A 20,076-nucleotide genomic window follows, 5' to 3' on the forward strand; every position below is an offset into this window, starting at 1 on the left:
GGCAGACTGGGCGGGTGACCACCAGCGACCCGACTCCTGCGTCGACTCCCACCCCCACCGAGGACAGTCCCTTCCGGGACGAGCGGACCTCGCGCGACGAGGCGCCGCAGTTCGTGCTGCCCCTGGTCGCGCGCATCGAGCGGGGCGCTCCCCCGGCGCGTACGGACGCGCTGGAGACGGCGGCGCGGGCGGTGCTGGTGATGCTGAGCGACGCGCGGTCGCTGGGGGGCGGGGAGTGGGCCGAGGCGATGCGGAGCTGGCAGGACGCCCGGATCCGCAAGGTGGTCCGGCGGGCGCGCGGCGCGGAGTGGCGCCGGGCGGAAGCGTTGCCGGGGATCACCGTGGCGGGCAAGTCGGCCGAGGTGCGCGTCTTCCCGCCGGTCCCCCTCGACGGCTGGCCCAAGGACCTGGCCCGCCTTCAGGTCTCCGGCACGGATCTCGACGACCCGGAACCGCCGGCCGACCCCGACCCCGCCGCCCCGGTCCTCTGGCTGAACCCCGAGGTCGACATGTCGGCGGGCAAGGCCATGGCCCAGGCGGGTCACGGCGCCCAGCTCGCCTGGTGGGACCTCGACGACGCGGCCCGCGCCGCCTGGCGGGACGCGGGCTTCCCGCTCGCCGTCCGCACCGCCGCGCCCGCCCGCTGGCAGGCCCTCACCCCCGCCGGTCTCCCCCTCGTCCGCGACGCGGGCTTCACCGAGGTGGCCCCGGGCTCCTGCACGGTGGTCGCGGACCACCGGGCGTTGCGCGGCTGCGGGCGTCCGCTCCCCGGGCGGAGAGGCCCACGCCAGGCAACCGGGGGGCGGCCGACCCGGACAACCGGGGTCGCCCCGAGCCACCTTGAATCGTGTCCGCCTGCGTCGGCCGTACTCAGCCGGTTCAAAGCCCGTTGAACAACTCCGCCGCCCCACACGTACTTCCCGGTACTGGCCAAGTAACTGCCCCAACGACCAGTTGGCATCATCCGGGAGGATCACTTTGCGGCGTTTCAACGGCTCGCTCATCGCCAGCCTTGCCCTCGTCGTCACCGTCGGCGCACTGGCGTTCCCCGTTTGGTCCTACGCCGACCGCTCGGGTACCGCCCAGGCCAACATGGCCTCCAGCACGGTGAACACCCAGTGGGGGCCGCTGACGGCCTCCGACCGGGACCTGATCATCCGCGTGCGCCTCGCGGGACTGTGGGAACTGCCGGCCGCCGAGCAGGCGATGCAGCGGTCCGGCAGCGCGGAGGTCAAGGAAGCGGCGGACCACCTGATCGTGGGCCACAAGGACCTCGACGAGCGGGTACGGACCGTGGCGTCCCAGCTGGGCGTCGAGCTGCCGAACCAGCCGAACCCGCAGCAGCAGGCCTGGCTGCAGCAGATGAGCAACGCCACGGACGACCAGTACGACCGGGTGTGGGCCAACCTGCTGCGCTCAGCGCACGGCAAGATCTTCCCAGCCATCGGGCAGGTGCGGAACATGACCGAGAACACCCTGGTGCGCCAGCTGGCCTCGGACACCAACCAGACCGTGCTCGACCACATCACGATGCTGGAGAAGACCGGACAGGTCGACTTCGACGCGATCGCCAACGGCACGATCTGACGCGGTTCCGGCTCCGCCCCGAACGGCGGCGCCGGACCAGACACACACAGCGGTCACATCCGCACCCCCAAGCAACAGTCAGTCCCCAACGATCAGTTGGTTTCCTCCGGGAGGCTCATTTGCGACGCTCCAAGGGCTCTGTCCTCGTCGCCCTGGCGATCGCCGGCACGCTCACCGCGGTCGCCTATCCCATCTTCTACTCGTACCCCAACCGCAACGCCACGGCCGCGGCCGCGCTCACCGGTGACACGGTGACCACGCAGTGGGGGCCGCTCACCCCCGGCGACCGCGACCTGCTCATCCGCGTGCGGCTGGCGGGTCTGTGGGAGCTGCCGGCCGGGCAGCAGGCGCTGGAGCGCAGCGGCAGCCAGTCCGTCAGAGAGGCCGCCGACCACCTGATCGTGGGCCACGGCGACCTCGACAAGCGGTCACGGGTCATCGCGGCGAAGCTGGGCGTCGAGCTGCCGAACGTGCCGACGGCGGAGCAGCAGGGCTGGCTGGACCAGATGACCGCCAGCAAGACCGAGGCCGAGTACAACAAGACCTGGGCGAACCTGCTGCGGGCCGCCCACGGCAAGATCTTCCCGGCGATCGCCTCCGTGCGGAACTCCACCCGCAACACGCTGATCCGCCAGCTGGCCTCCGACGCCAACCAGACCGTGCTGGACCACATCACGATCCTGGAGGGCACCGGCGAGGTCGACTTCGCGACCATCGCCGACAACTCGGTCAGCGGTACCGCCAGCCCGACCGGCCCGCCGCCGCCCGTTCCCGGTCAGGTGCCGCCCGCCGCACCCGCCGCCGAGCCGTCCACCAACCCGGACGTGAAGTCGACCCCGTCGCCCTTCCAGTCCGGGCAGGTCCCCACCGGCCGTCCGGACCCGGAGGAGATCAACAAGGACCAGGGCCAGCCCCAGGTCCAGTAGAAAGCTCGAACAGAAAGCTCAAATGTTGCTCTGAAGGTCCCCTCCTCGGGGTTCGGCCCCGGCTTCCGGGGCCATGACTCCGTCACGCCGGAACACAGGTCCGCCGTAAGGGAGCGCGGCACGACAAGACACAGTCCTGGTGAAGCCGTGGCCGACGTGACCGAGGAGGGGACGATGGAGCAGATCGCACAGTTGGGTACGGGGATCGGCTGGCGGCCGGAGATCGCCGACGCCGTCGAGCGCATGGCCGGGGCGGCGGGCGGTGTCGACTGGGTCGAGGTCGTCGCCGAGAACGTCTGTCCCGGCCACATCCACGAGTCGCTGCTGCGCCTGCGCGAGCGCGGCGTCACGGTCGTCCCGCACGGCGTCTCCCTCGGCCTCGGCAGCGCCGACCGCCCCGACGGGCAGCGCCTGCGCTCCCTCGCCGAGCGCGCGGAGGCACTGGGCGCCCCCCTCGTCACGGAGCACATCGCGTTCGTACGGGCGGGGGGCGCCCTCACCGCGTCGCCGCAGCTGGAGGCCGGGCATCTGCTGCCGGTGCCGCGCACCCGGGACGCCCTGGACGTGCTGTGCGAGAACGTCCGCATCGCCCAGGACGCGCTGCCCGTGCCGCTCGCCCTGGAGAACATCGCGGCCCTCATCAACTGGCCGGGCGAGGAGATGACGGAGGGGCAGTTCCTGTACGACCTCGTCGACCGCACCGGCGTCCGGCTCCTCATCGACGTGGCGAACCTGCACACCAACCACGTCAACCGGGGCGAGGACCCCGCGAAGGCGCTCGACGAGCTGCCGGTCGAGGCCATCGCGTACGTCCATGTCGCGGGCGGCTTCGAGCGGGACGGGGTCTGGCACGACAGCCACGCCCACCCCGTCCCCCAGCAGGTCCTCGACGTCCTCGCCGACCTCACCTCCCGCGTGACCCCGCCGGGCGTCCTCCTGGAGCGCGACGACAACTTCCCCGAGCCGGGCGAGCTGGAGCGGGAGCTGACGGCGATCCGGGAGGTGCTGGAGAAGGCCGAGGTGCGCAGCCCCGAGACGAAGGCGCCCGCAGCCGACACCTCGGGTACCGTCGCCGACACCTCGGGTACCGCAGCCGATGCCTCGGGTACCGCAGCCGATGCCTCCGGTACGTCTGCGGAGGCGCCCGCCGAGGACGCGGAGCCCGTAGCCCGGCAGCGGCTCGGGCTCGCGCAGGCCGCGCTGCTGTCCGCGCTGGTCGCGGGGACCCCGGTGCCCGAGGGGTTCGACCGGGTGCGGCTGGGCGTCCAGGCGCGGGCCCTCGCGGCCAAGCGGGCGGACGTCGTGGCCAAGGTGGCGCCGGAGCTCCCGGAGATCCTCGGCTCGTCGTACCGGCCGACCTTCGTCGCGTACGCGCAGGGCCACCCGATGGCCGACGGCTACCGGCGCGACGCCCTCTCCTTCGCCGAGCACGTGCTCCTTACCGGCCGGCCCGATGACGCGGACGTCCTCCGCGAGGTACGCCGGTGGTGGCTGGAGCGCTCGGGCCCCGCCCCGCTCTCCCAGCGCCCGACGGCCCGGCTGGCCCGCGCGACCCGCAGGGTGCTGCTACGCCGCTGAGCCGGAGTGTTCACCCCCAGATGTGCTGCGATTAACAAACCCGTGCCCCACACACGGGCTTACCGTCGCTTTCGCCCCCTTTTCACCCGACCTGCCCATCTCCCTTCCTACCCCATCCGACGCGGTTTGTCCCCTCCTCAACCGTTCCTCCTCATACGGCAGTTGGCGTAGACCGGGCAGTAACATGCCGGTCGGTAGGCCGATCAGCACCCGTTGCGCACTAGCGTGCGGTGCCGCGAGCAGGAGGCACCATGCGAACCACCACCGGCAGAGGGGGACCATTCAGTGGCACAGGACTCATCGTCGCCGGACTGACGGCGACGCTCATCGCGCTGATCTTCCCGGTCTGGTCGTACGCGGACCGCTCCGGCACCGGCGTCAGTGTGCTCAACGCGTCCACCGTGACGACGCAGTACGGCCCGCTGTCCGCCCTGGACCGGGACTTCATCACCAAGGTGAGACTGGCGGGGCTGTGGGAGCTGCCCGCCGGACAGCAGGCCGAGACGAAGGGCACCACCGCGGCCGTACGGACCGCCGGGGAGCATCTCATCGAGGGGCACACCTTCCTCGACGCCCGCGTCCGCAACGTCGCCGCGCGCCTCAGCCTGCCCCTGCCCAACCAGCCCAGCGACCAGCAGAAGGCGTGGCTGGACACCCTGACGGCGGCGCAGGGCGAGAGTTACGACCGCGAGTTCGCCAACATCCTGCGCCTGGCGCACGGCAAGGTCTTCTCCGTCGTGGCCCAGGTCCGTGCCACCACCCGCAACTCACTGGTCCGCGATCTCGCCGACGACGCCAACACCACCGTCCTGGACCACATCAAGGTCCTGGAGGCCACCGGGCTCGTCGACTACGACGCGATCGCCCGCGACACCGTCGCCACGAGCGCCCCGCCCCTCACCAACTCCCCCGCGCCGCCGGGCCCGTTGGTCGACCCCGGCTCCCCGATCCCGGTGACCCCGTCGCCCTCGCCGACCACCCCGCCCCCGGCGACGTCCTCACCCCGCTTCACCCTGCCACCGGCCGCCAACGGACCGGCGGAGGACGACGACTAGGAGCGTCCGGCCGGCCTCCCGGCAGTGCATCCGCCTACTGTTGCCTCGCCACCACGACGTACACGCACGCGACGACCACGACCGCGCAGAAGACAGCCGCGGCGATCAGCGCACAGCCGAGCGCCCCTGTCGTGCCGCCGATGGCCGCCCAGCCGAACCGTGTCGCCCGCTCGGCCCGCCGCACCGCGTCGTGGTACTCCCTGTCGTCGTCCCAGCCGCGATCAGACATGCTCACCCCCTGACCGGACCCTACGACTCGGCCGTCCCGCCGCTCGCGGGCCCTGGCAATTGCGGGCCGCAACGGCGAACAAACGGAAGAGACCGGGAACCTTCCCTCCGGATTACGGACATCGCACGCCGCCGCCCCGGGCCGACGCATAGAAACACGCCATGCTCTGGGTCCTCTTCCTCCTCCTCGCCTGGACCGCCGCCGGCGTGTCCTGTACCCGACTGTGTCTGACCTCGATGCGTGCGGCGGCGGCCGACGCCGACGTCCACGCGGACCACGCCCACCACTGCCACCGGCTCACGCTGTACGAGGCGGCGTTCCTGTCCGGCGGTCCGGCGCGCGTCGCCGACCTCACCCTCGTCTCCATGGCCCGGCAGCGCCGGATCCTCCTCGCGCACACCGGCTGGGCGACGGTCGTGGACCCGGACGGGCGGGACGAGATGGAACGCTCGGTCATCGGGGCGATCGGCCCCGGCGGACAGTCCCGGATAGCGCCCGTACGGCGGACCGCCGCGGCCACGGAGCCCGTACGCCGCCTCTCCGACCGGCTCGTCGCGGCGGGGCTGGCCGTACCGGACGCCGCGCGGACGGATGTGTCCGACGCGGTCACGCAGGTACGAGGCGCCGCGCTGGGCGTGTGCGGGTTGGGGGCGCTGGCGTTGATGTTGCCCTCGCAGGGGTTCCAGGAGCAGCGCCTGCTGGTCTCGTTGTGGTTCGCGTTGCCGCTGGTGCTGACCCTCAGCTGTCTGGTCATCGCGCATGTCGAGGGGCCGCCGTGTACGCGGTGGGCGTCGCCGGAGGGGCTGCGAGTGTTGGAGGCCGTGGCAGGGCGGGGCGGGGGTGACCTGGCGGACCTCGTTTCTGTGGCCGTTTGGGGGGTGGGGGCGGTGGAGTCTCCCGAGTTGCGGGCGGCGTTCGCGCATCGGTAGCGCCGTAGGGGCTGCGCATTGCGGGCTGCGGGTTGTTCGTGGCTGATCGCACAGTTCCCCGCGCCCAGCAAAGCAGCGGCGACACCGTCGAACGGTGCTTTACATTCACCCTCTTTCACACCAAACATCCCCTTTGTCGCTGTCGTGCTTCGGAGGGATTCTCGATGCGAGCTGCCGTTCTCTACGGGACCGTCGGGGCGGTGTTGCTGGGTGCCCTCGGCGCCGCGCCGGCCGAGGGGGACATGGACTGGGCGGCGGGGGAGGTCGCCGTCGCGGCGGAGCGGGCCGCGGACGAAGGCATTCGGTTCGGGAAGTGTCCGGCGGTGGAGGGGCTGTCGGACGGGGTGCGGTGCGGGACGGTCAAGGTGCCGCTCGACTACGCGCGGCCCGACGGCAAGCAGATCTCGCTGACCGTCAGCCGGGTCGAGGCCAAGGGGAAGGACGCCAAGGGGAGTAAGGTCGCCCGGCAGGGCGCGCTCGTGTCCAATCCGGGTGGGCCCGGGGCCTCCGGGATGTACTTTCCGCTCATCGGCCACCTCCCGGACTGGAAGCGGGTCGCCGCCGCGTACGACCTCGTCGGGTACGCCCCGCGTGGGGTCGGCCGGTCGGCGCCGCTGTCCTGCCAGGACCCGAAGCGGCTGCACCGGGGGCCCTCACCGGCACCGCCGCACCCTTCGGAGTCGTACAAGAAGGAGCGGATCGCGCGGGCGAAGGCGTACGCGCGGGGGTGTGCGCAGCGGGGCGGGAGCGCGCTGCGGCACTACCACTCCCTCAACAACGCCCGTGACCTGGACGTGCTGCGTGCCGCGCTCGGCGAGCCCCGGCTGACGTTCATGGGGGCGTCGTACGGAACGTACTTCGGGGCGCTGTACGCGTCGCTGTTCCCCTCGCACGTACGCCGGATGGTCTTCGACTCGGCGGTGAACCCGGACCCCGAACAGATCTGGTACCGCAACCACCTCGACCGGTCGGCCGCGGTCGAGGGGCGCTGGGCGGACTTCCGGGCCTGGGTCGCCGAGCACCACAAGGTGTACGGGCTGGGTGACACCCCGGAGAAGGTGCTGCGGAGTTATGAGCGGGCGGCGGCACGGCTGGCCGCCGAGCCCGCCGGCGGCAAGGTGGGGCCGGGACAGTTGCAGGGCGCGTTCCTGCAGGCCGCGTACTACGACGACTACTGGCCGCAGCGTGCCCTGGCGCTCTCCGCGTATCTGAAGGGCGACCCGAAGCCGCTGGTCCAGATCGCCGGTCCGTACCCGGGGGCGGCCGTCCAGCAGGAGAACGCGGGCGCCGTCCACACGGCGGTCCAGTGCAACGACGGGCCCTGGCCGACGGAGTGGCGCGTCTGGGACCGCGACAACACACGGCTCGCGCGTACCGCGCCCTTCGAGACATGGGACAACGTGTGGAAGACCCTGCCGTGCGCGTACTGGGGCGGGCCGCGTCAGCGGCCGCTGGACGTGCGGACCGGGCCCGGTGAGCTGCCGCCGACGCTGATCCTCGCGGCCGAACAGGATGCGGCTGCGCCTTATGACGGGGCGATCGAACTGCACCGGCGGCTCTGGGGGTCGGTGCTGGTGACTGAGCGCGACGCCGGTAACCACGGGGTCGGCTTCGGGCCCAACAAGTGCGTCAACGGGCACTTGGAGGCGTACTTGCTGGAGGGGCGGCTGCCGGAGCGGAGGGCTGCCTGTGCGGCACGGCCCGAACAGAAGCCGAACGCTCCGCGGGTCGGGGCCGCGGGGAGACCGCGGGTCGGTCGTGGTTGATCGCACCCGCGCGGCGGAGCCGCACAGGTGACAGCCCCGCGCCCCTTACGGGGCCTACGCCAGGCCCGCCACCAGCTCAGACACCGACTTCCTGCGGCCCGTGTAGAACGGGACCTCCTCGCGGACGTGCATGCGGGCCTCCGAGGCGCGAAGGTGGCGCATGAGGTCGACGATGCGGTAGAGCTCGTCGGCCTCGAAGGCGAGGAGCCACTCGTAGTCGCCCAGCGAGAACGACGCGACCGTGTTGGCGCGGACGTCCGGGTAGCCCCGGGCCATCTTGCCGTGGTCGGCGAGCATGCGGCGGCGGTCCTCGTCGGGCAGCAGGTACCAGTCGTAGGAGCGCACGAAGGGGTAGACGCTGACGTAGTCGCGGGGCGTCTCGTCGGCGAGGAACGCCGGGATGTGCGAGCGGTTGAACTCGGCGGGGCGGTGCAGCGCCATGTTCGACCACACCGGCGTGAGCGCGCGGCCCAGCTTGGTGCGGCGGAAGAGGTTGTACGCCTCCTGGAGCTGGTCGCTGGTCTCGGCGTGCCACCAGATCATGAGGTCGGCGTCGGCGCGCAGGCCCGACACGTCGTACGTACCGCGGATGGTCACGTCCTTCGCGGCGAGCTGGTCGAACAGCTCCTGGACCTCGTCGGCATAACCGGCGCGGTCCTCCGGCAGCACGTCCTTCAGCTGGAAGACGGACCACAACGTGTAGCGGATGACCTCGTTGAGGTCCTTGGCCAGCTTGCCCTTGTTCGGGATCCGGCCGGACTCGGTGGTGGGGGCGTCGTCGCTCATGGTTCCTATTCTCCCGCTCCGCCGTGCAGGCTTTGCACCGGGTCGGCGGTGAGGTCCCGCACCGCGCGCAGGTCACCGTCGATCTGGTCGACCGCCGCGGCGGCGCTCGCGACGCAGGCCGGGATGCCGACGCCGTCGTACGCCGCGCCGCAGACCGCGAGGCCCGGCAGCTTGCCGACGTGCTCGCGGACGCGGGCCACGCGCGCGTGGTGGCCGACCGGGTACTGGGGCAGGCCGTCGTCCCAGCGGGTGACGCGGGTTTCGAGGGGCGTGGCGGACAGGCCGGTGGCCTCGCGGAGGTCGATTCTCGACACGTCCACGAGGTGCGCGTCGTCGTGGTCCAGGATCACCGTCTCGCCGTACCGGCCGACCGAGGTGCGCAGGACCAGCAGGTCCGGGTTCTCGTCCGCGATCCAGCCCCACTTCTGGGAGGCGAAGGTGGACGCCTTGATGGTGCGGCCGTCGACCGGCGGCACCAGGAAGCCGCTGCCCTCGGGGAGGGTGAGGTCGGCGCGGCGGTAGGCGAGGGTGACGAGGGCCATCGAGGCGTACTCGACGCCGGCCAGCTCGGCGGCGGCCTCGGGGGCCTCGGCACGCAGCAGGCCGGCGGCGACCGGGGCGGGAACGGCCACGACGACGGCGTCGGCACGCAGGACGCGCTCCCCGGCGCGCCCGGTACTCCCAGCGCTCCCGGTACTGCCTGTGCCGGCGGTGATCCCGGTGGTTCCGGTACTGCCTGTGCCGGCGGTACCGGCGGTGACGACGCGCCAGCCGCCGGAGGCGTCCCGGCGCAGCTCCGTGACGGGCGTCCGGGTGAGGATCTCGGCGCCGCGCGCCCGCACCGACTCGGCGACCGCGAGCGGCAGTTGCCCGACGCCGCCCTCGATGCCCATGAAGACCGGTCCGGTCTGCCGGCCGGCGGCAGCGCGCTCCTGGATGCCCCGGACGGCCTCGGTGAGGGAGGTGTGCGTCCGGGCGGCCTGGAAGAGCTGTGGGACGGCCGAGCGCATCGAGATGCGGTACGCGTCGCCCGCGTAGACGCCGCCGAGCAGGGGCTCCACCAGGCGGTCGACGACCTCGCGGCCGAGGCGGGCCGCCACGTACTCGCCCACCGCCACGTCGTCGCCGACCTCGGTGCGCGGCAGGTCGGCGTCACGCTCGATGCGGGCCAGGCCCTCGTCGGACAGGACCCCGGAGAGGGCGGACGCGGTGCCGGGAACGCCCATGACGTGCCCCTTGGGCATGGGCCGCAGGGCGCCCCGGGTCCAGAGGGAGGCCATGGCGGTGGCGGGCGGCTGGAGCCGGTCGGCAAGGCCCACCTCTCTCGCGAGGGCGACCGCCTCGGGGCGGCGGGCCAGCATCGACTCGGCGCCGAAGTCGACCCGCGCGCCCGCGATCTCGCCGGGCAGCAGCTTGCCGCCGACCCGGTCCGAGGCCTCCAGGACGGTCACTCTCGCGCCACGGTCCAGCAGCTTGTGCGCGGCGGCCAGCCCCGCGATCCCGGCTCCGATGACGACGACATGCCCGGTGTCGCGCCCGACATCCGTACGTGATCCGCTCATGGCTCCACCCTCTCAGGTGTCACTGACAGTCATGACGCCGGCCCGCCATCGGCCCATGGGGGATGTGGCCTCGCCGAGTCCCGACCGTGACCGCTTCGGGACCGGTTCCCGCCAACGTTCCGGCCCCCTCCGGCGTCGAAGAAACGTCAGCAAGGCGGGCAAGCACGCCTGCCACGACCCTCGGGGGGTACGCCGCAATGGCCGAAACACACGTACGACGTTCCCGGCGGCCCGCAGGGGCCCTGGCCGCGCTGTTCCTCGCCGCCGCACTGGCGCTCACCGGCTGCGGTGGGAGCGACTCGGCAGCGGGCTCGGACAGCGGGGCGGCCCAGAGCAAGAACGACGAGATGGCGGCCCCGCAGGAGGGCGCGCTCGACGGCGAAAGCGCCAGTGGCGGCGACAGCAAGGGCAAGGCCGCCGACGCGCCACCCAGCATCACCGCGAGCCACATCATCCGCACCGCCACACTGACCGTGCGGGTCAAGGACGTGCCGAAGGCCCTGGACGAGGCCCGTACCACCGTGGAGAACGCCGGCGGGTTCGTCGGCAACGAGTCCACGACCCGTGACGGCAAGGACCGTGAACGCACCCGGGTCGTCCTGCGCGTGCCCACCGAGAAGTACGACGAGGTCCTCACCGAACTGGAGGGCACCGGCAAGCTGATCGAGCGCAAGACGAAGGCCGAGGACGTCACCGACCAGGTCGTCGACGTGGAGAGCCGCATCAAGACGCAGCAGGCGAGCGTGGCCCGGATCCGCGAGCTGATGGACCGGGCGACCAAGCTCAGCGACGTGGTCACCCTGGAGGGCGAGTTGAGCAGCCGTCAGGCCGACCTGGAGTCCCTGCTGGCCCAGCAGAAGTCCCTGAAGGACCGCACGAGCCTCGCCACCATCACGCTGTCCCTGTCCGAGACCGCGGTGAAGAAGGCCGACAAGGACGACGACCCCGGCTTCATGGACGCGCTGGCGGGCGGCTGGAACGCGTTCGTCGCCGTGTTCCGCTGGCTGGGCATGGCCCTCGCCGCGATCCTCCCCTTCGCCCTCGCCACGGCCCTCGTCCTGCTCCTGTGGTCCCGCTTCGCCCGCTCCCGCCGCCCCGCCCCGGCGACGGCTCCGGCAGGCACCGCCGGTTCGCTCCCGGCCGCCGCACCGGACAAGGAGGAGCAGGACTGACGGCTGATCCGATGGGTGGCGACGGAACGAAATGCCGGGCCCCCGTAGCGTGTTCCCATGAACATGAGCCGCACTGAAGAACGTTCGAGGGAACGCCTGGTGGTCGTCGGAGGCGACGCGGCGGGTATGTCCGCCGCGTCGCAGGCACGCCGGCTGCGGGGGCCCGACGAGCTGGAGATCGTGGCGTTCGAGCGGGGCCACTTCACCTCCTTCTCCGCGTGCGGCATCCCCTACTGGGTGGGCGGCGACGTCCCCGAACGCGACCGGCTCATCGCCCGCTCACCCGAGGAGCACCGGGCCCGCGACATCGATCTGCGGATGCGTACGGAGGTCGTGGAGATCGATGTCGAGGGCGCCCGCGTGCGCGCGCGGGACCTCGCGTCCGGCGCCGAGTCCTGGACCGCGTACGACAAACTCGTCATCGCGACCGGCGCCCGCCCGATCCGCCCCGACCTGCCCGGCGTCGACGCCCCCGGCGTGCACGGCGTACAGACCCTGGACGACGGCCAGGCCCTCCTCGACACCCTGACCGCCACCGAAGGCCGGATCGATTCTGCGGCCCAGCGGCGCGCCGTGGTCGTCGGCGCGGGCTACATCGGCGTGGAGATGGCCGAGGCACTCATCAACCGAGGGTACGAGGTCACGGTCGTCAACCGCGGCAAGGAGCCCATGTCCACCCTCGACCCGGACATGGGCCGCCTGGTGCACAAGGCCATGGAGGGCCTGGGCATCACCATGGTCGACGACGCCGAGGTCACCGCCCTGCGCACCGGCGACGACGGCCGGGTCCGCGCGGTCGCCACGGAGGAGGCCGAGTACCCGGCGGACGTGGTGGTCCTGGGCATCGGCGTACGCCCCGAGACGGACCTCGCGAAGGCGGCGGGCCTGCCCCTGGGCGACCACGGCGGCCTGCTGACGGACCTCTCCATGCGCGTCCGAGGCCACGAGAACATCTGGGCCGGCGGCGACTGCGTCGAGGTGCTCGACCTGGTCTCCGGCCGCCAACGCCACATCCCGCTCGGCACCCACGCCAACAAGCACGGCCAGACCATCGGCGCCAACATCGGCGGCGGCTACGCCACCTTCCCCGGTGTCGTCGGCACCGCCGTCAGCAAGGTCTGCGACCTGGAGATCGCCCGCACCGGCCTCCGCGAGAAGGACGCCGACCGCGCCGGCCTCCAGTACGTCACCGTCACCATCGAGTCCACCAGCCGCGCCGGCTACTACCCCGGCGCCGCCCTCATGACGGTGAAAATGCTCGCCGAACGCCGCACAGGCCGCCTACTGGGCGTCCAGATCGTCGGCCGAGAGGGCGCGGGAAAGCGGGTCGACATCGCGGCGGTGGCCCTCACCGCAGGCATGACGGTAGAACAGATGACCGCCTTGGACCTCGGCTACGCCCCACCTTTCTCCCCGGTCTGGGACCCGATCCTGGTGGCGGCGAGAAAGGCGGTGGCGGCGGTGCGGTCGGGCGCCTGACAACCAGGACCGCACCCCGACGCTTTCAGGGGCGCGGGGAACTGCGCGACCGGCCACGACACTCCCGCAGTCGGCCGACCGCAGAACCCCCACGGCGGCCTTCGTCAAACAGCCGAAGTACCGGTTATCCGATCAATGGCCTGCCGCGCCTGCTCAGCCGGAGGCCGAGCAGGCAACGAGGACACCGACGCGGAAGACGTCACCGCAGCCGGCTGCGCCGTCGGCGCCGTAGCCGGCTTCGCATGCGCCGCAGCCGGCCGAGCCGACCGAAGCCGATGACTCACGGCCTCGTCCAGCGTCACCGGCCGCTGCATCCGCGCCGCCAACCGCCCGGCCTCCTGGCCGAGCGCGGCGACGTCTTCCCAGGGAAGCCGCACCACCAGCGAAATCTCGGCCTCGCCATCGGGGGTGGCGTGCATCGCCGGGGTAACTCGGTCGTTCATCGCCTGTTCCTCACGTAGATCCGCGGTTGAGAATTCATACGCACCACCCGCCCCACACGTTCACCGGCCTCGGCGCCGAGGCCCGCACCGACACCGGGCCCGCTGATTCCGGCCCCGTATCCAGGGCACAAGTCCGGTGTGGTCATCCCCGTCCATGACGTGAACCCCGTGGGCCGCACGCCCTACGTGACATACGCACTCATCGCCGCGAACGTCTTCGTCTTCGTCTTCATGCCGGGTCTCGCCGGTTCCGTGCCGGGCGACAGCGAGCTGGCCCGGCTGTGCCATACGCAGGCGTTCCTGGAGCAGTACGCGGCGGTCCCGCAGGAGTTGATCCGTCATCAGCTGCCGCAGTTGGTGCCCACCGGCGAGCCGGCCCGGTCGGGCGGCTGCGCGCTGGGCCCGCCGGGCTACGACAAGTCGCCCGCGCTGTCCGTCCTCACCGCGCTGTTCCTGCACGGTGGCTGGCTGCACCTGCTGGGCAACATGCTCTTCCTGCTGATCTTCGGCAACAACATCGAGGACCGGCTGGGCCACGTCCGCTTCGCGCTGTTCTACGTCGCCTGCGGATACGCGGCCGCGTATGGTTTCGCCCTTGCGAACGCCGACTCGGGCGACCCGCTGATCGGCGCGTCAGGTGCGATCGCCGGAGTGCTGGGCGCCTATCTGGTGCTCTACCCGAAGGCCAGAGTCTGGGTCCTGGTGCCATTCCTGATCTTCCTGCCGCTGCGGCTGCCGGCCTGGCTGGTGCTGGGCTCCTGGTTCGTGCTCCAGGCGGTGTACTCCTCCGGTGAGGGCGTCTCCGACGCGGGCACCGTGGCGTACGCCGCGCACGTCGTCGGCTTCCTCGCGGGGATGCTGCTGGCCTGGCCACTGCGCCCGGGCACCCCGCCGCCTCCGAAGCCGCGGGGGCTGCTGTTCGGCGGGCGGGCGCGGCACGGCTGGTGAGACGGCAGGGCCTGCCGACGCAAGGCAGAGGACCCGACCAGCACACCGATCTTCGCAGAAACAAATTCCATAATCGCGAGGCAGAGATACCCGCAGACCTGTGCGATCAGTCGCATGTTTGATCAGCTTCCCCAGCCTTTGACAGAGCTCATGCTGACCCATTGCCGACTTCTCTGAGCCGCCGTCAGGTACGAGGATGGGTGATGACGAGCCATCCAGCAGCTCGCCCCGAGGGCCCCAGCCGCACCACTACACCCACCCGAGACCGACTCCGCATGGCGCAACGCCAGACAGCCGTCGACGGAGAGGGCGGTGACGGCGGTGGGGCATGGACGGTGGGGACGCCGAAGACGATTAGCGGACAGCCGGAGAGGACTCCTTCGGGTGGTCTGCGACCGGGGCCGCGACGCGACGTGGCCAGTGCACACAGCCCTCCCCAGCCCTCAGGCCGATCCAGACGCTTCGACAAGATCAAAGGTCATGTTCGCGTCATCTAGCTAGGTGTCGTCCGTACGATGGCGTGAAGCATGTGTACGGGCCTGTCAGCGGCAGGTTCACACGCTGCAGCCGAATGTGATCGTTTAGTGGCGAGACGGGGTTGGTGGGGGCGGGGCGGGGCGCCCCTTCGAAAGGGATCGCATGGCACTGGTGACGGAGTTTCGGACGCAGGATCTGCCGGTCGCCGAGCGGTTCGCCTCCTGGTACGAATTGACGGCTGGTGCGTTCACTCCCAGCCTGATCCGCAGTGATCATGAGGCGGACTTCCGTGCCAACGCCCGCATGCTGGATCTGGGCGAAGTCCAAGTGTCCTCGCTGGCCTACTCGTCGCTGGAGTCACGTCGGCCGGCGAGCATGATCCGTGCCTCCGATCCCGAGTGCTTACAGCTGCTGGTGACCCTGCGCGGGAGCCACCGGATCCTCCAGGGCGGCCGGGACACCACGAGCGGGCCGGGCGAGGTGGTGCTCTACGACACCTCGCGTCCATGGCATGGCTGGGCGGCCGCCGGCCCCGACACGGTCGAAGGAGTGATGGTGCAGTTCCCCCGGGTGCTGCTGCCGCTACCGGCCAACAAGATCCGCCAACTCACGGGCCTACGCTTATCCGGGCAGGAGCCGATGGGCGCTCTGCTGTCCGGCTATCTCGTGCAACTCACCGCGGGCGCCACCACCTACACCGTGGCGGACGGCGCCCGGCTGGCGACCGTCACCCTCGACCTGGTGACCGCTTTCCTCGCCCACCACCTCGAGGTGAGTAACCCTCTGCCGGAGCGCACCCACCGGAATGCGCAGTTGCTGGAAATCCGCGCCTTCATCCAGCGACACCTGGGCGACCCCGAGCTGTCCCCGAGCGTGATCGCGGCCGCCCACAGCATCTCCCTGCGCTCCCTGCACCGGCTCTTCGGGGATCAGGGCATGACCGTCTCCGGATGGATCCGCACCCGACGGCTGGAACTCTGCCGCCGCGACCTGGCCGACCCTCTCCTGAACGCGCGCCCGGTCCGAGCCATCGCCGCCCGTTGGGGGTTCACCGACCCCGCGCACTTCAGCCGCGCCTTCCGCGCTGCCTACGGGCGGAGTCCCCAGGAATACCGCAGAGCGCGCCCGTAACCCTGCTTGGCCTGACGGCGAGTGCCGACGGCCAACTGCGTTGCGTGGTCGCTCTGTTCGGCTTGACGGGTCGTAAACGGGTCTGGCATGCGTTGTCAACGAGGTGGCGCTGACCGACAACGACATCCCACTCACCACCCACGACACTCGACTCTTGGAGCTGCGTTGCAGCCCGGGTGCTAGGGGCGCCAGGGGCACTTGCTCAGTGACGCAGGGGGAAACCGGTTGCTGTACCCACATGGTGAACGCGGCGAACGCCGCCTCGTTCGCCTGGGGCATGTGGGACAGCGGCGCTCGCACCCACGAGGGCCGGACATCGTCCTACATGCCTGGGTGAGCGGTCCGGCGACTTACCGAGCGTGCACCTTGGACCGTGCTCCGCCGCCCCGGCCGGGCCGCGCCACCACACCCGGAAACCAGATATGCGACCTCGACGGTTCGGTGACGATCACCGTCATAGAAAAAGGACACGAGTTGAGACCTTCCAAGCGCATCACCATCGCTCTCGCCACTGCGGCCATGGTCTGCGGCGGAGTGTTGACAGCGCCGACAGCCGGCGCGTCGGTCGCCAGCGGCGTCATCGGTGGCGCCGACTGGGGCAACGCCGGTGTGAGGAACGACTGGGGCGACGAGGGACCCGTGGACCACAACTCCAACAACAACACCAGGGCGGTGGCTCTGTGGCAGCTGGTCATGCGGGCCGAGGGCTTCTACACCGGCGCCATCGACTGTGACTTCGGCAGCGGCACCATCGCGGCCACCAAGGCGTTCCAGAACTGGTACGGGCTCGACGACGACGGCAGCGCGGGGCCCATCACCATGGGTGTCGCGGACAACTCCCTCACCGACCTCGGCAACAACCGGGACATCAGGTACGTCGGATGGGAAAACTCGGGCCAGGTAACCTTCCGGCGCATCGACGGGGTCTACCACATCTACCTCAACGGCGCTTGGAGAAGCGCCTCCTACACATCGTCCGCCGGCTGCTGACCTGATACGCCGGGCGTGACAGGAACTCTGCGGGCGAACCGTTGTCCCGGCAGCCCACGCCGTCATGCCGCGAGGCGGAGATCTATGGCTGAATGCCCGCCCTGCATTTGGCGAGTTGCTCGTGCCGCAAGCAGTTGAGAGTGGCCTGGGGTCGTTGGTGGAGTGTACGAGCGGCTCTTGTTCCGCCGGGGGCAGCGGGGGACGGTACCCGGCAACGGGTCTCCGCCCGGTTGCGTCCAGGGAAGTGGTGTACGGGTTCGACCTGATCCGGGGGTTTGCTCCGGCATCGGGATGATGCCCGCATAGATGAACGGCCACCGGCTGATCTTCGAAGTGTCGAAGCCTCGAAGGAGATCAGCACGATGACCGCACCTGACAGTCTGCCCCTGCACGCCCTCGCCGAGGACAACCTGGCCGCGGCGAGTCCCGACCTGCTGCGCGCGATGGTCAAGACGTTCGCCGAAGCGCTCATGTCCGCGGAGGCCGGCGCCCTCTGCAACGCGGAATACGGGCAGGTCAGCGACGAACGCGTCAACCACCGCAACGGCTGTCGCCCGCGTGAGTGGGACACCCGCGCGGGCACGGTCGAACTGGCCGTCCCCAAGCTGCGCCAGGGCAGTTGCTTCCCGCACTGGCTCCTGGAACGGCGCCGCCGGGCCGAGCTGCGCTGTTGAACTGTCCGCAGCCTATGGCTCGGTGCCATGTCGATCACGAGATGGCAGGTGCACTGCACTCATCGGGAGCCGGTGTGGCTACGCGAAGCGACGCCGCTGATGCGGGAGTTCAGAGATGTGTCCGTCCACCCTGGTCAGCGGTTTGACCAGGGTGGTGTACCGGAGGGGACAGCATTTCAGCGGGCCGTCGCGGCGGCTGCTTGCTCGATGATGCGGCTGACCGCGCCGGGCTTCGAGACGGGAACGGCGTGGGATGCCCTGACCTCCACGGTGCGGGCACCAGCGCGCTCGGACATGAAACGCTGCGCGGCGGCGGGGATGTTGAAGTCCTTGGTGGCGATCAGCGACCAGGACGGAATGGTCTTCCATGCGGCCCTGGTGGCCTGCTCCTCCAGAGCCGCGGCCGCGATCGGCCGCTGCGTCGCCGCCATCACAGCAGCCTCATCAGGCGACACATCCGCAGCGAACTGCTGACGGAACTTGTCCGGCTTGATGTATACATCATCACCTGACGCACCGCCCGGCAGGCTGTACGGCACCGCCTCGATCGCATTGCCCAGCGTGCTGCCGGGGAACTTGTTCGACAGCCCCAGCGTGGACTCGCCCTCGTCAGGCAGAAACGCCGCGATATAGACCAGCGCCTTGACCTGGTCCTCGCGGCCCACCGCCGCGTCACTGATCACGGTGCCGCCGTAGGAATGACCCACCAGCACCACCGGCCCCTCGACACGGTCGAGAACACTGCGCAGATACGCGGCATCACTGGCCGGCCCTCGCAGCGGGTTCGCCGCGGCCACCACCGGATACCCGGACTGTCGCAGCCGCTCGATCACGCCGCTCCAGCTGGAGGAGTCCGCGAACGCACCATGCTCCAGCACGACTGTCGGCTTCGGCTCGGCCGCCGTCCCACCGCCACCAAAGGCACCGGCGGTACCGGACAGCGCCACAGCACCCAACACCCCCGCCACGCCGACGACGGCCACTGCGCCGTAACCGACGCGCTTGCCGGACGAAGCGGGAAAGGAACTGTCAGCCATGATGAACTCCACTCTGAGACAGTGAATCGGGATGGGCATCCGTAGTGCGCCCCGGGCGGGATGCCACGGGACGTCAAGCCGCCGGTCGGCCATGGGACGCGATCGGCCTCGCGGAGGTAGCTGAATGGGCCGTCAGGGGCGTCTCCGAAGGCTTCGGTGACGCCCCTGACATGTTGATCGGCGGTGCCGCGACGGTGCCGCCTGACGCATTGCGCTCCTTGCGTCACCTTCTGCCCGTTCGGGGGTCGATCCCCCCGATCCGGGCCGCCTTTGAAGTCCGTCCACGGACCGTCACGAGAGATCGAGGCCAGGATTCCTCGCGGGCTACCGGGTCAACATCCAAGCGAGGACGGGGCGATGATCCAGTCCTGCTTCTCCGGATGATGTTGGGCCTGCATGCTCACGGTGTTGTCGTTCCAACCGGTCATCAGTGTGGTCGGGCCGGCGGACATCAACCAGTTTTCCTCGCAGTCGCCGTTCCATACCTGCCCACCATCGGTGGCATCACATTTTGATGTGTAAAGCCCGAGTCGGGGTTGGTCCGCAGCGTCGAGGCACTCACCCGAAGCGAAATTCTTCAGCATGAAGTGAGTTTCACTGTAGCGCATTTGCTGCCAGTTCCCTTTCATGTTGTCGCCGTCGCATCGCTCCAGAACCAGGGGGTCGACCTTGCGTTCGTGCGCCGTCAGACAGACGTTCCTGGAGTCGTCGAACTTGATCCGGACTCGACTCGTAATACCCGTCGCGTTTCGAATCGCCTCGGCGAGTGCTGAGGCGAGCGAAGTCCCGAGATCGGCGAGAACCGCGGCGAACCGTCCGACCGGTCCCACGATGTTACCCGCCCACCAGCTCGCTCGTTGGGCCATGGTCTTGAGGGAATTTCCTATCCCGATGAAGAACGCCTTGGCATCGTTCTCGGCCCATGGCTCAACGTACTTCTTCACGACCGCGCCACCGATAGCACCAAGAATTCCCGCGACGGCAACTTTTGCCCAGAAACTTCCGCTGGACAAGTCCTCCCCCTTCAACGCGGCCTCAATCATCACCGTGCCCATGGACCCCAGACTGCCGGCCACGCCTCCACAAACCCACGGTGCTGCAGAAATAGCAGGTACGCACGCAACGTATGCGCCGTACGTTATGGCAAAACCAGAGGCAACAGTGATTGCCGTGACGACCCAATCAGCGACTTCGGCTCTCACCTCTGACTCGGGAATCACCAGGACGATGCCCGTTGCGGTCAGGTCGACCTTCGCGTCGACGTCGTAGGCGATGATTCTGTTCACCCGGGCTTGCCAGCCAGGAAC

The 20,076-nt window shown here is 70.3% G+C and carries 17 protein-coding genes and 2 pseudogenes; 13 read left to right on the forward strand and 6 right to left on the reverse strand.

Translation table 11 applies throughout. From position 1 onward, the window contains the following. Window positions 1-14 precede the first annotated feature (14 nt). The 5 genes and pseudogenes from ACFU53_RS02865 to ACFU53_RS02885 form a co-directional block, all read left to right on the forward strand. Window positions 15-749, forward strand: a pseudogene (locus tag ACFU53_RS02865) (peptidyl-tRNA hydrolase); the annotation flags it as partial. Between the two features lie 229 nt (window positions 750-978). Next, window positions 979-1,587, forward strand: coding sequence for a DUF4142 domain-containing protein (locus tag ACFU53_RS02870; protein ID WP_383985381.1), 609 nt, complete (start codon window positions 979-981; stop codon window positions 1,585-1,587). Between the two features lie 119 nt (window positions 1,588-1,706). Then, complete coding sequence (locus ACFU53_RS02875; RefSeq protein ID WP_383985382.1) at window positions 1,707-2,513, forward strand: DUF4142 domain-containing protein; 807 nt, start codon at window positions 1,707-1,709, stop codon at window positions 2,511-2,513. 174 nt (window positions 2,514-2,687) lie between these two features. Then, on the forward strand, window positions 2,688-4,091 hold the full coding sequence (locus ACFU53_RS02880) for a DUF692 domain-containing protein (protein WP_383985384.1): 1,404 nt from the start codon (window positions 2,688-2,690) through the stop codon (window positions 4,089-4,091). Between the two features lie 251 nt (window positions 4,092-4,342). Then, the gene (locus ACFU53_RS02885) at window positions 4,343-5,146 is read left to right on the forward strand and encodes a DUF4142 domain-containing protein (RefSeq protein WP_383985386.1); all 804 of its coding nucleotides are present in this window, start codon (window positions 4,343-4,345) and stop codon (window positions 5,144-5,146) included. A gap of 34 nt (window positions 5,147-5,180) precedes the next feature. On the opposite strand, the gene ACFU53_RS02890 is transcribed toward ACFU53_RS02885, so the two are convergent. Then, window positions 5,181-5,375: a hypothetical protein gene (locus tag ACFU53_RS02890; RefSeq protein ID WP_383985388.1), complete on the reverse strand. Its 195-nt coding sequence runs from the start codon at window positions 5,373-5,375 to the stop codon at window positions 5,181-5,183. Between the two features lie 161 nt (window positions 5,376-5,536). Here ACFU53_RS02890 and ACFU53_RS02895 point away from each other — a divergent pair, with 161 nt between their 5' ends. Together ACFU53_RS02895 and ACFU53_RS02900 are read left to right on the forward strand one after the other, a co-directional pair. Then, complete coding sequence (locus ACFU53_RS02895; protein ID WP_383985390.1) at window positions 5,537-6,304, forward strand: TIGR04222 domain-containing membrane protein; 768 nt, start codon at window positions 5,537-5,539, stop codon at window positions 6,302-6,304. Between the two features lie 164 nt (window positions 6,305-6,468). After that, complete coding sequence (locus ACFU53_RS02900; protein WP_383985392.1) at window positions 6,469-8,070, forward strand: alpha/beta hydrolase; 1,602 nt, start codon at window positions 6,469-6,471, stop codon at window positions 8,068-8,070. A gap of 54 nt (window positions 8,071-8,124) precedes the next feature. Here ACFU53_RS02900 and hemQ read toward each other — a convergent pair whose 3' ends face one another. Beyond that, window positions 8,125-8,856: a hydrogen peroxide-dependent heme synthase gene (hemQ, locus tag ACFU53_RS02905; protein ID WP_383985394.1), complete on the reverse strand. Its 732-nt coding sequence runs from the start codon at window positions 8,854-8,856 to the stop codon at window positions 8,125-8,127. A gap of 5 nt (window positions 8,857-8,861) precedes the next feature. Then, window positions 8,862-10,418 (reverse strand): protoporphyrinogen oxidase, encoded by a 1,557-nt coding sequence (gene hemG / locus ACFU53_RS02910; protein WP_383985396.1) that lies wholly within the window; start codon window positions 10,416-10,418, stop codon window positions 8,862-8,864. A gap of 197 nt (window positions 10,419-10,615) precedes the next feature. Between hemG and ACFU53_RS02915 the strand changes: the two genes are divergently transcribed. Then, the gene (locus ACFU53_RS02915) at window positions 10,616-11,590 is read left to right on the forward strand and encodes a DUF4349 domain-containing protein (protein WP_383985398.1); all 975 of its coding nucleotides are present in this window, start codon (window positions 10,616-10,618) and stop codon (window positions 11,588-11,590) included. A gap of 57 nt (window positions 11,591-11,647) precedes the next feature. Further along, window positions 11,648-13,069: an FAD-dependent oxidoreductase gene (locus ACFU53_RS02920; RefSeq protein WP_383985400.1), complete on the forward strand. Its 1,422-nt coding sequence runs from the start codon at window positions 11,648-11,650 to the stop codon at window positions 13,067-13,069. Between the two features lie 104 nt (window positions 13,070-13,173). Here the strand turns inward: ACFU53_RS02920 and ACFU53_RS02925 are convergent, their stop codons facing one another. Continuing rightward, entirely contained in the window at window positions 13,174-13,512 is a 339-nt protein-coding gene (locus tag ACFU53_RS02925; protein WP_383985402.1) for a hypothetical protein, read from the reverse strand. A gap of 138 nt (window positions 13,513-13,650) precedes the next feature. Between ACFU53_RS02925 and ACFU53_RS02930 the strand changes: the two genes are divergently transcribed. The 4 genes and pseudogenes from ACFU53_RS02930 to ACFU53_RS02945 form a co-directional block, all read left to right on the forward strand. Beyond that, window positions 13,651-14,460, forward strand: coding sequence for a rhomboid family intramembrane serine protease (locus tag ACFU53_RS02930; RefSeq protein ID WP_383985404.1), 810 nt, complete (start codon window positions 13,651-13,653; stop codon window positions 14,458-14,460). A 639-nt stretch (window positions 14,461-15,099) separates the two neighbouring features. Then, a complete protein-coding gene (locus ACFU53_RS02935) occupies window positions 15,100-16,068 on the forward strand; it encodes a helix-turn-helix domain-containing protein (RefSeq protein WP_383985406.1) in 969 nt (322 codons plus the stop codon). A 474-nt stretch (window positions 16,069-16,542) separates the two neighbouring features. Continuing rightward, window positions 16,543-17,058 carry a peptidoglycan-binding protein gene (locus tag ACFU53_RS02940; protein ID WP_383985408.1) on the forward strand — a complete coding sequence of 172 codons (516 nt, stop codon included), beginning with the start codon at window positions 16,543-16,545 and terminating at the stop codon, window positions 17,056-17,058. 362 nt (window positions 17,059-17,420) lie between these two features. Next, a pseudogene (locus ACFU53_RS02945) lies at window positions 17,421-17,720 on the forward strand (transposase); the annotation flags it as partial. Window positions 17,721-17,908: 188 nt separating this feature from the next. Here ACFU53_RS02945 and ACFU53_RS02950 read toward each other — a convergent pair. Next, window positions 17,909-18,769, reverse strand: coding sequence for an alpha/beta fold hydrolase (locus tag ACFU53_RS02950; protein WP_383985444.1), 861 nt, complete (start codon window positions 18,767-18,769; stop codon window positions 17,909-17,911). Window positions 18,770-19,101: 332 nt separating this feature from the next. Continuing rightward, a partial coding sequence (locus tag ACFU53_RS02955) for a ricin-type beta-trefoil lectin domain protein (RefSeq protein WP_383985410.1) occupies window positions 19,102-20,076 on the reverse strand: 975 nt, incomplete at its 5' end.

It is taken from the genome of Streptomyces sp. NPDC057474 (genome assembly GCF_042802555.1).
Taxonomy (GTDB): domain Bacteria; phylum Actinomycetota; class Actinomycetes; order Streptomycetales; family Streptomycetaceae; genus Streptomyces.

Excerpts from the sequence above, each read along its gene's own strand:
- ACFU53_RS02890 (WP_383985388.1), bottom strand. The coding sequence starts at position 5,375 with ATGTCTGATCGCGGCTGGGACGACGACAGGGAGTACCACGACGCGGTG.
- ACFU53_RS02950 (WP_383985444.1), bottom strand. The coding sequence starts at position 18,769 with ATGGCTGACAGTTCCTTTCCCGCTTCGTCCGGCAAGCGCGTCGGTTAC.
- ACFU53_RS02900 (WP_383985392.1), top strand. The coding sequence starts at position 6,469 with ATGCGAGCTGCCGTTCTCTACGGGACCGTCGGGGCGGTGTTGCTGGGT.
- hemG (WP_383985396.1), bottom strand. The coding sequence starts at position 10,418 with ATGAGCGGATCACGTACGGATGTCGGGCGCGACACCGGGCATGTCGTC.
- ACFU53_RS02895 (WP_383985390.1), top strand. The coding sequence starts at position 5,537 with ATGCTCTGGGTCCTCTTCCTCCTCCTCGCCTGGACCGCCGCCGGCGTG.
- ACFU53_RS02920 (WP_383985400.1), top strand. The coding sequence starts at position 11,648 with ATGAACATGAGCCGCACTGAAGAACGTTCGAGGGAACGCCTGGTGGTC.
- ACFU53_RS02880 (WP_383985384.1), top strand. The coding sequence starts at position 2,688 with ATGGAGCAGATCGCACAGTTGGGTACGGGGATCGGCTGGCGGCCGGAG.
- ACFU53_RS02885 (WP_383985386.1), top strand. The coding sequence starts at position 4,343 with ATGCGAACCACCACCGGCAGAGGGGGACCATTCAGTGGCACAGGACTC.
- ACFU53_RS02915 (WP_383985398.1), top strand. The coding sequence starts at position 10,616 with ATGGCCGAAACACACGTACGACGTTCCCGGCGGCCCGCAGGGGCCCTG.
- hemQ (WP_383985394.1), bottom strand. The coding sequence starts at position 8,856 with ATGAGCGACGACGCCCCCACCACCGAGTCCGGCCGGATCCCGAACAAG.
- ACFU53_RS02935 (WP_383985406.1), top strand. The coding sequence starts at position 15,100 with ATGGCACTGGTGACGGAGTTTCGGACGCAGGATCTGCCGGTCGCCGAG.
- ACFU53_RS02925 (WP_383985402.1), bottom strand. The coding sequence starts at position 13,512 with ATGAACGACCGAGTTACCCCGGCGATGCACGCCACCCCCGATGGCGAG.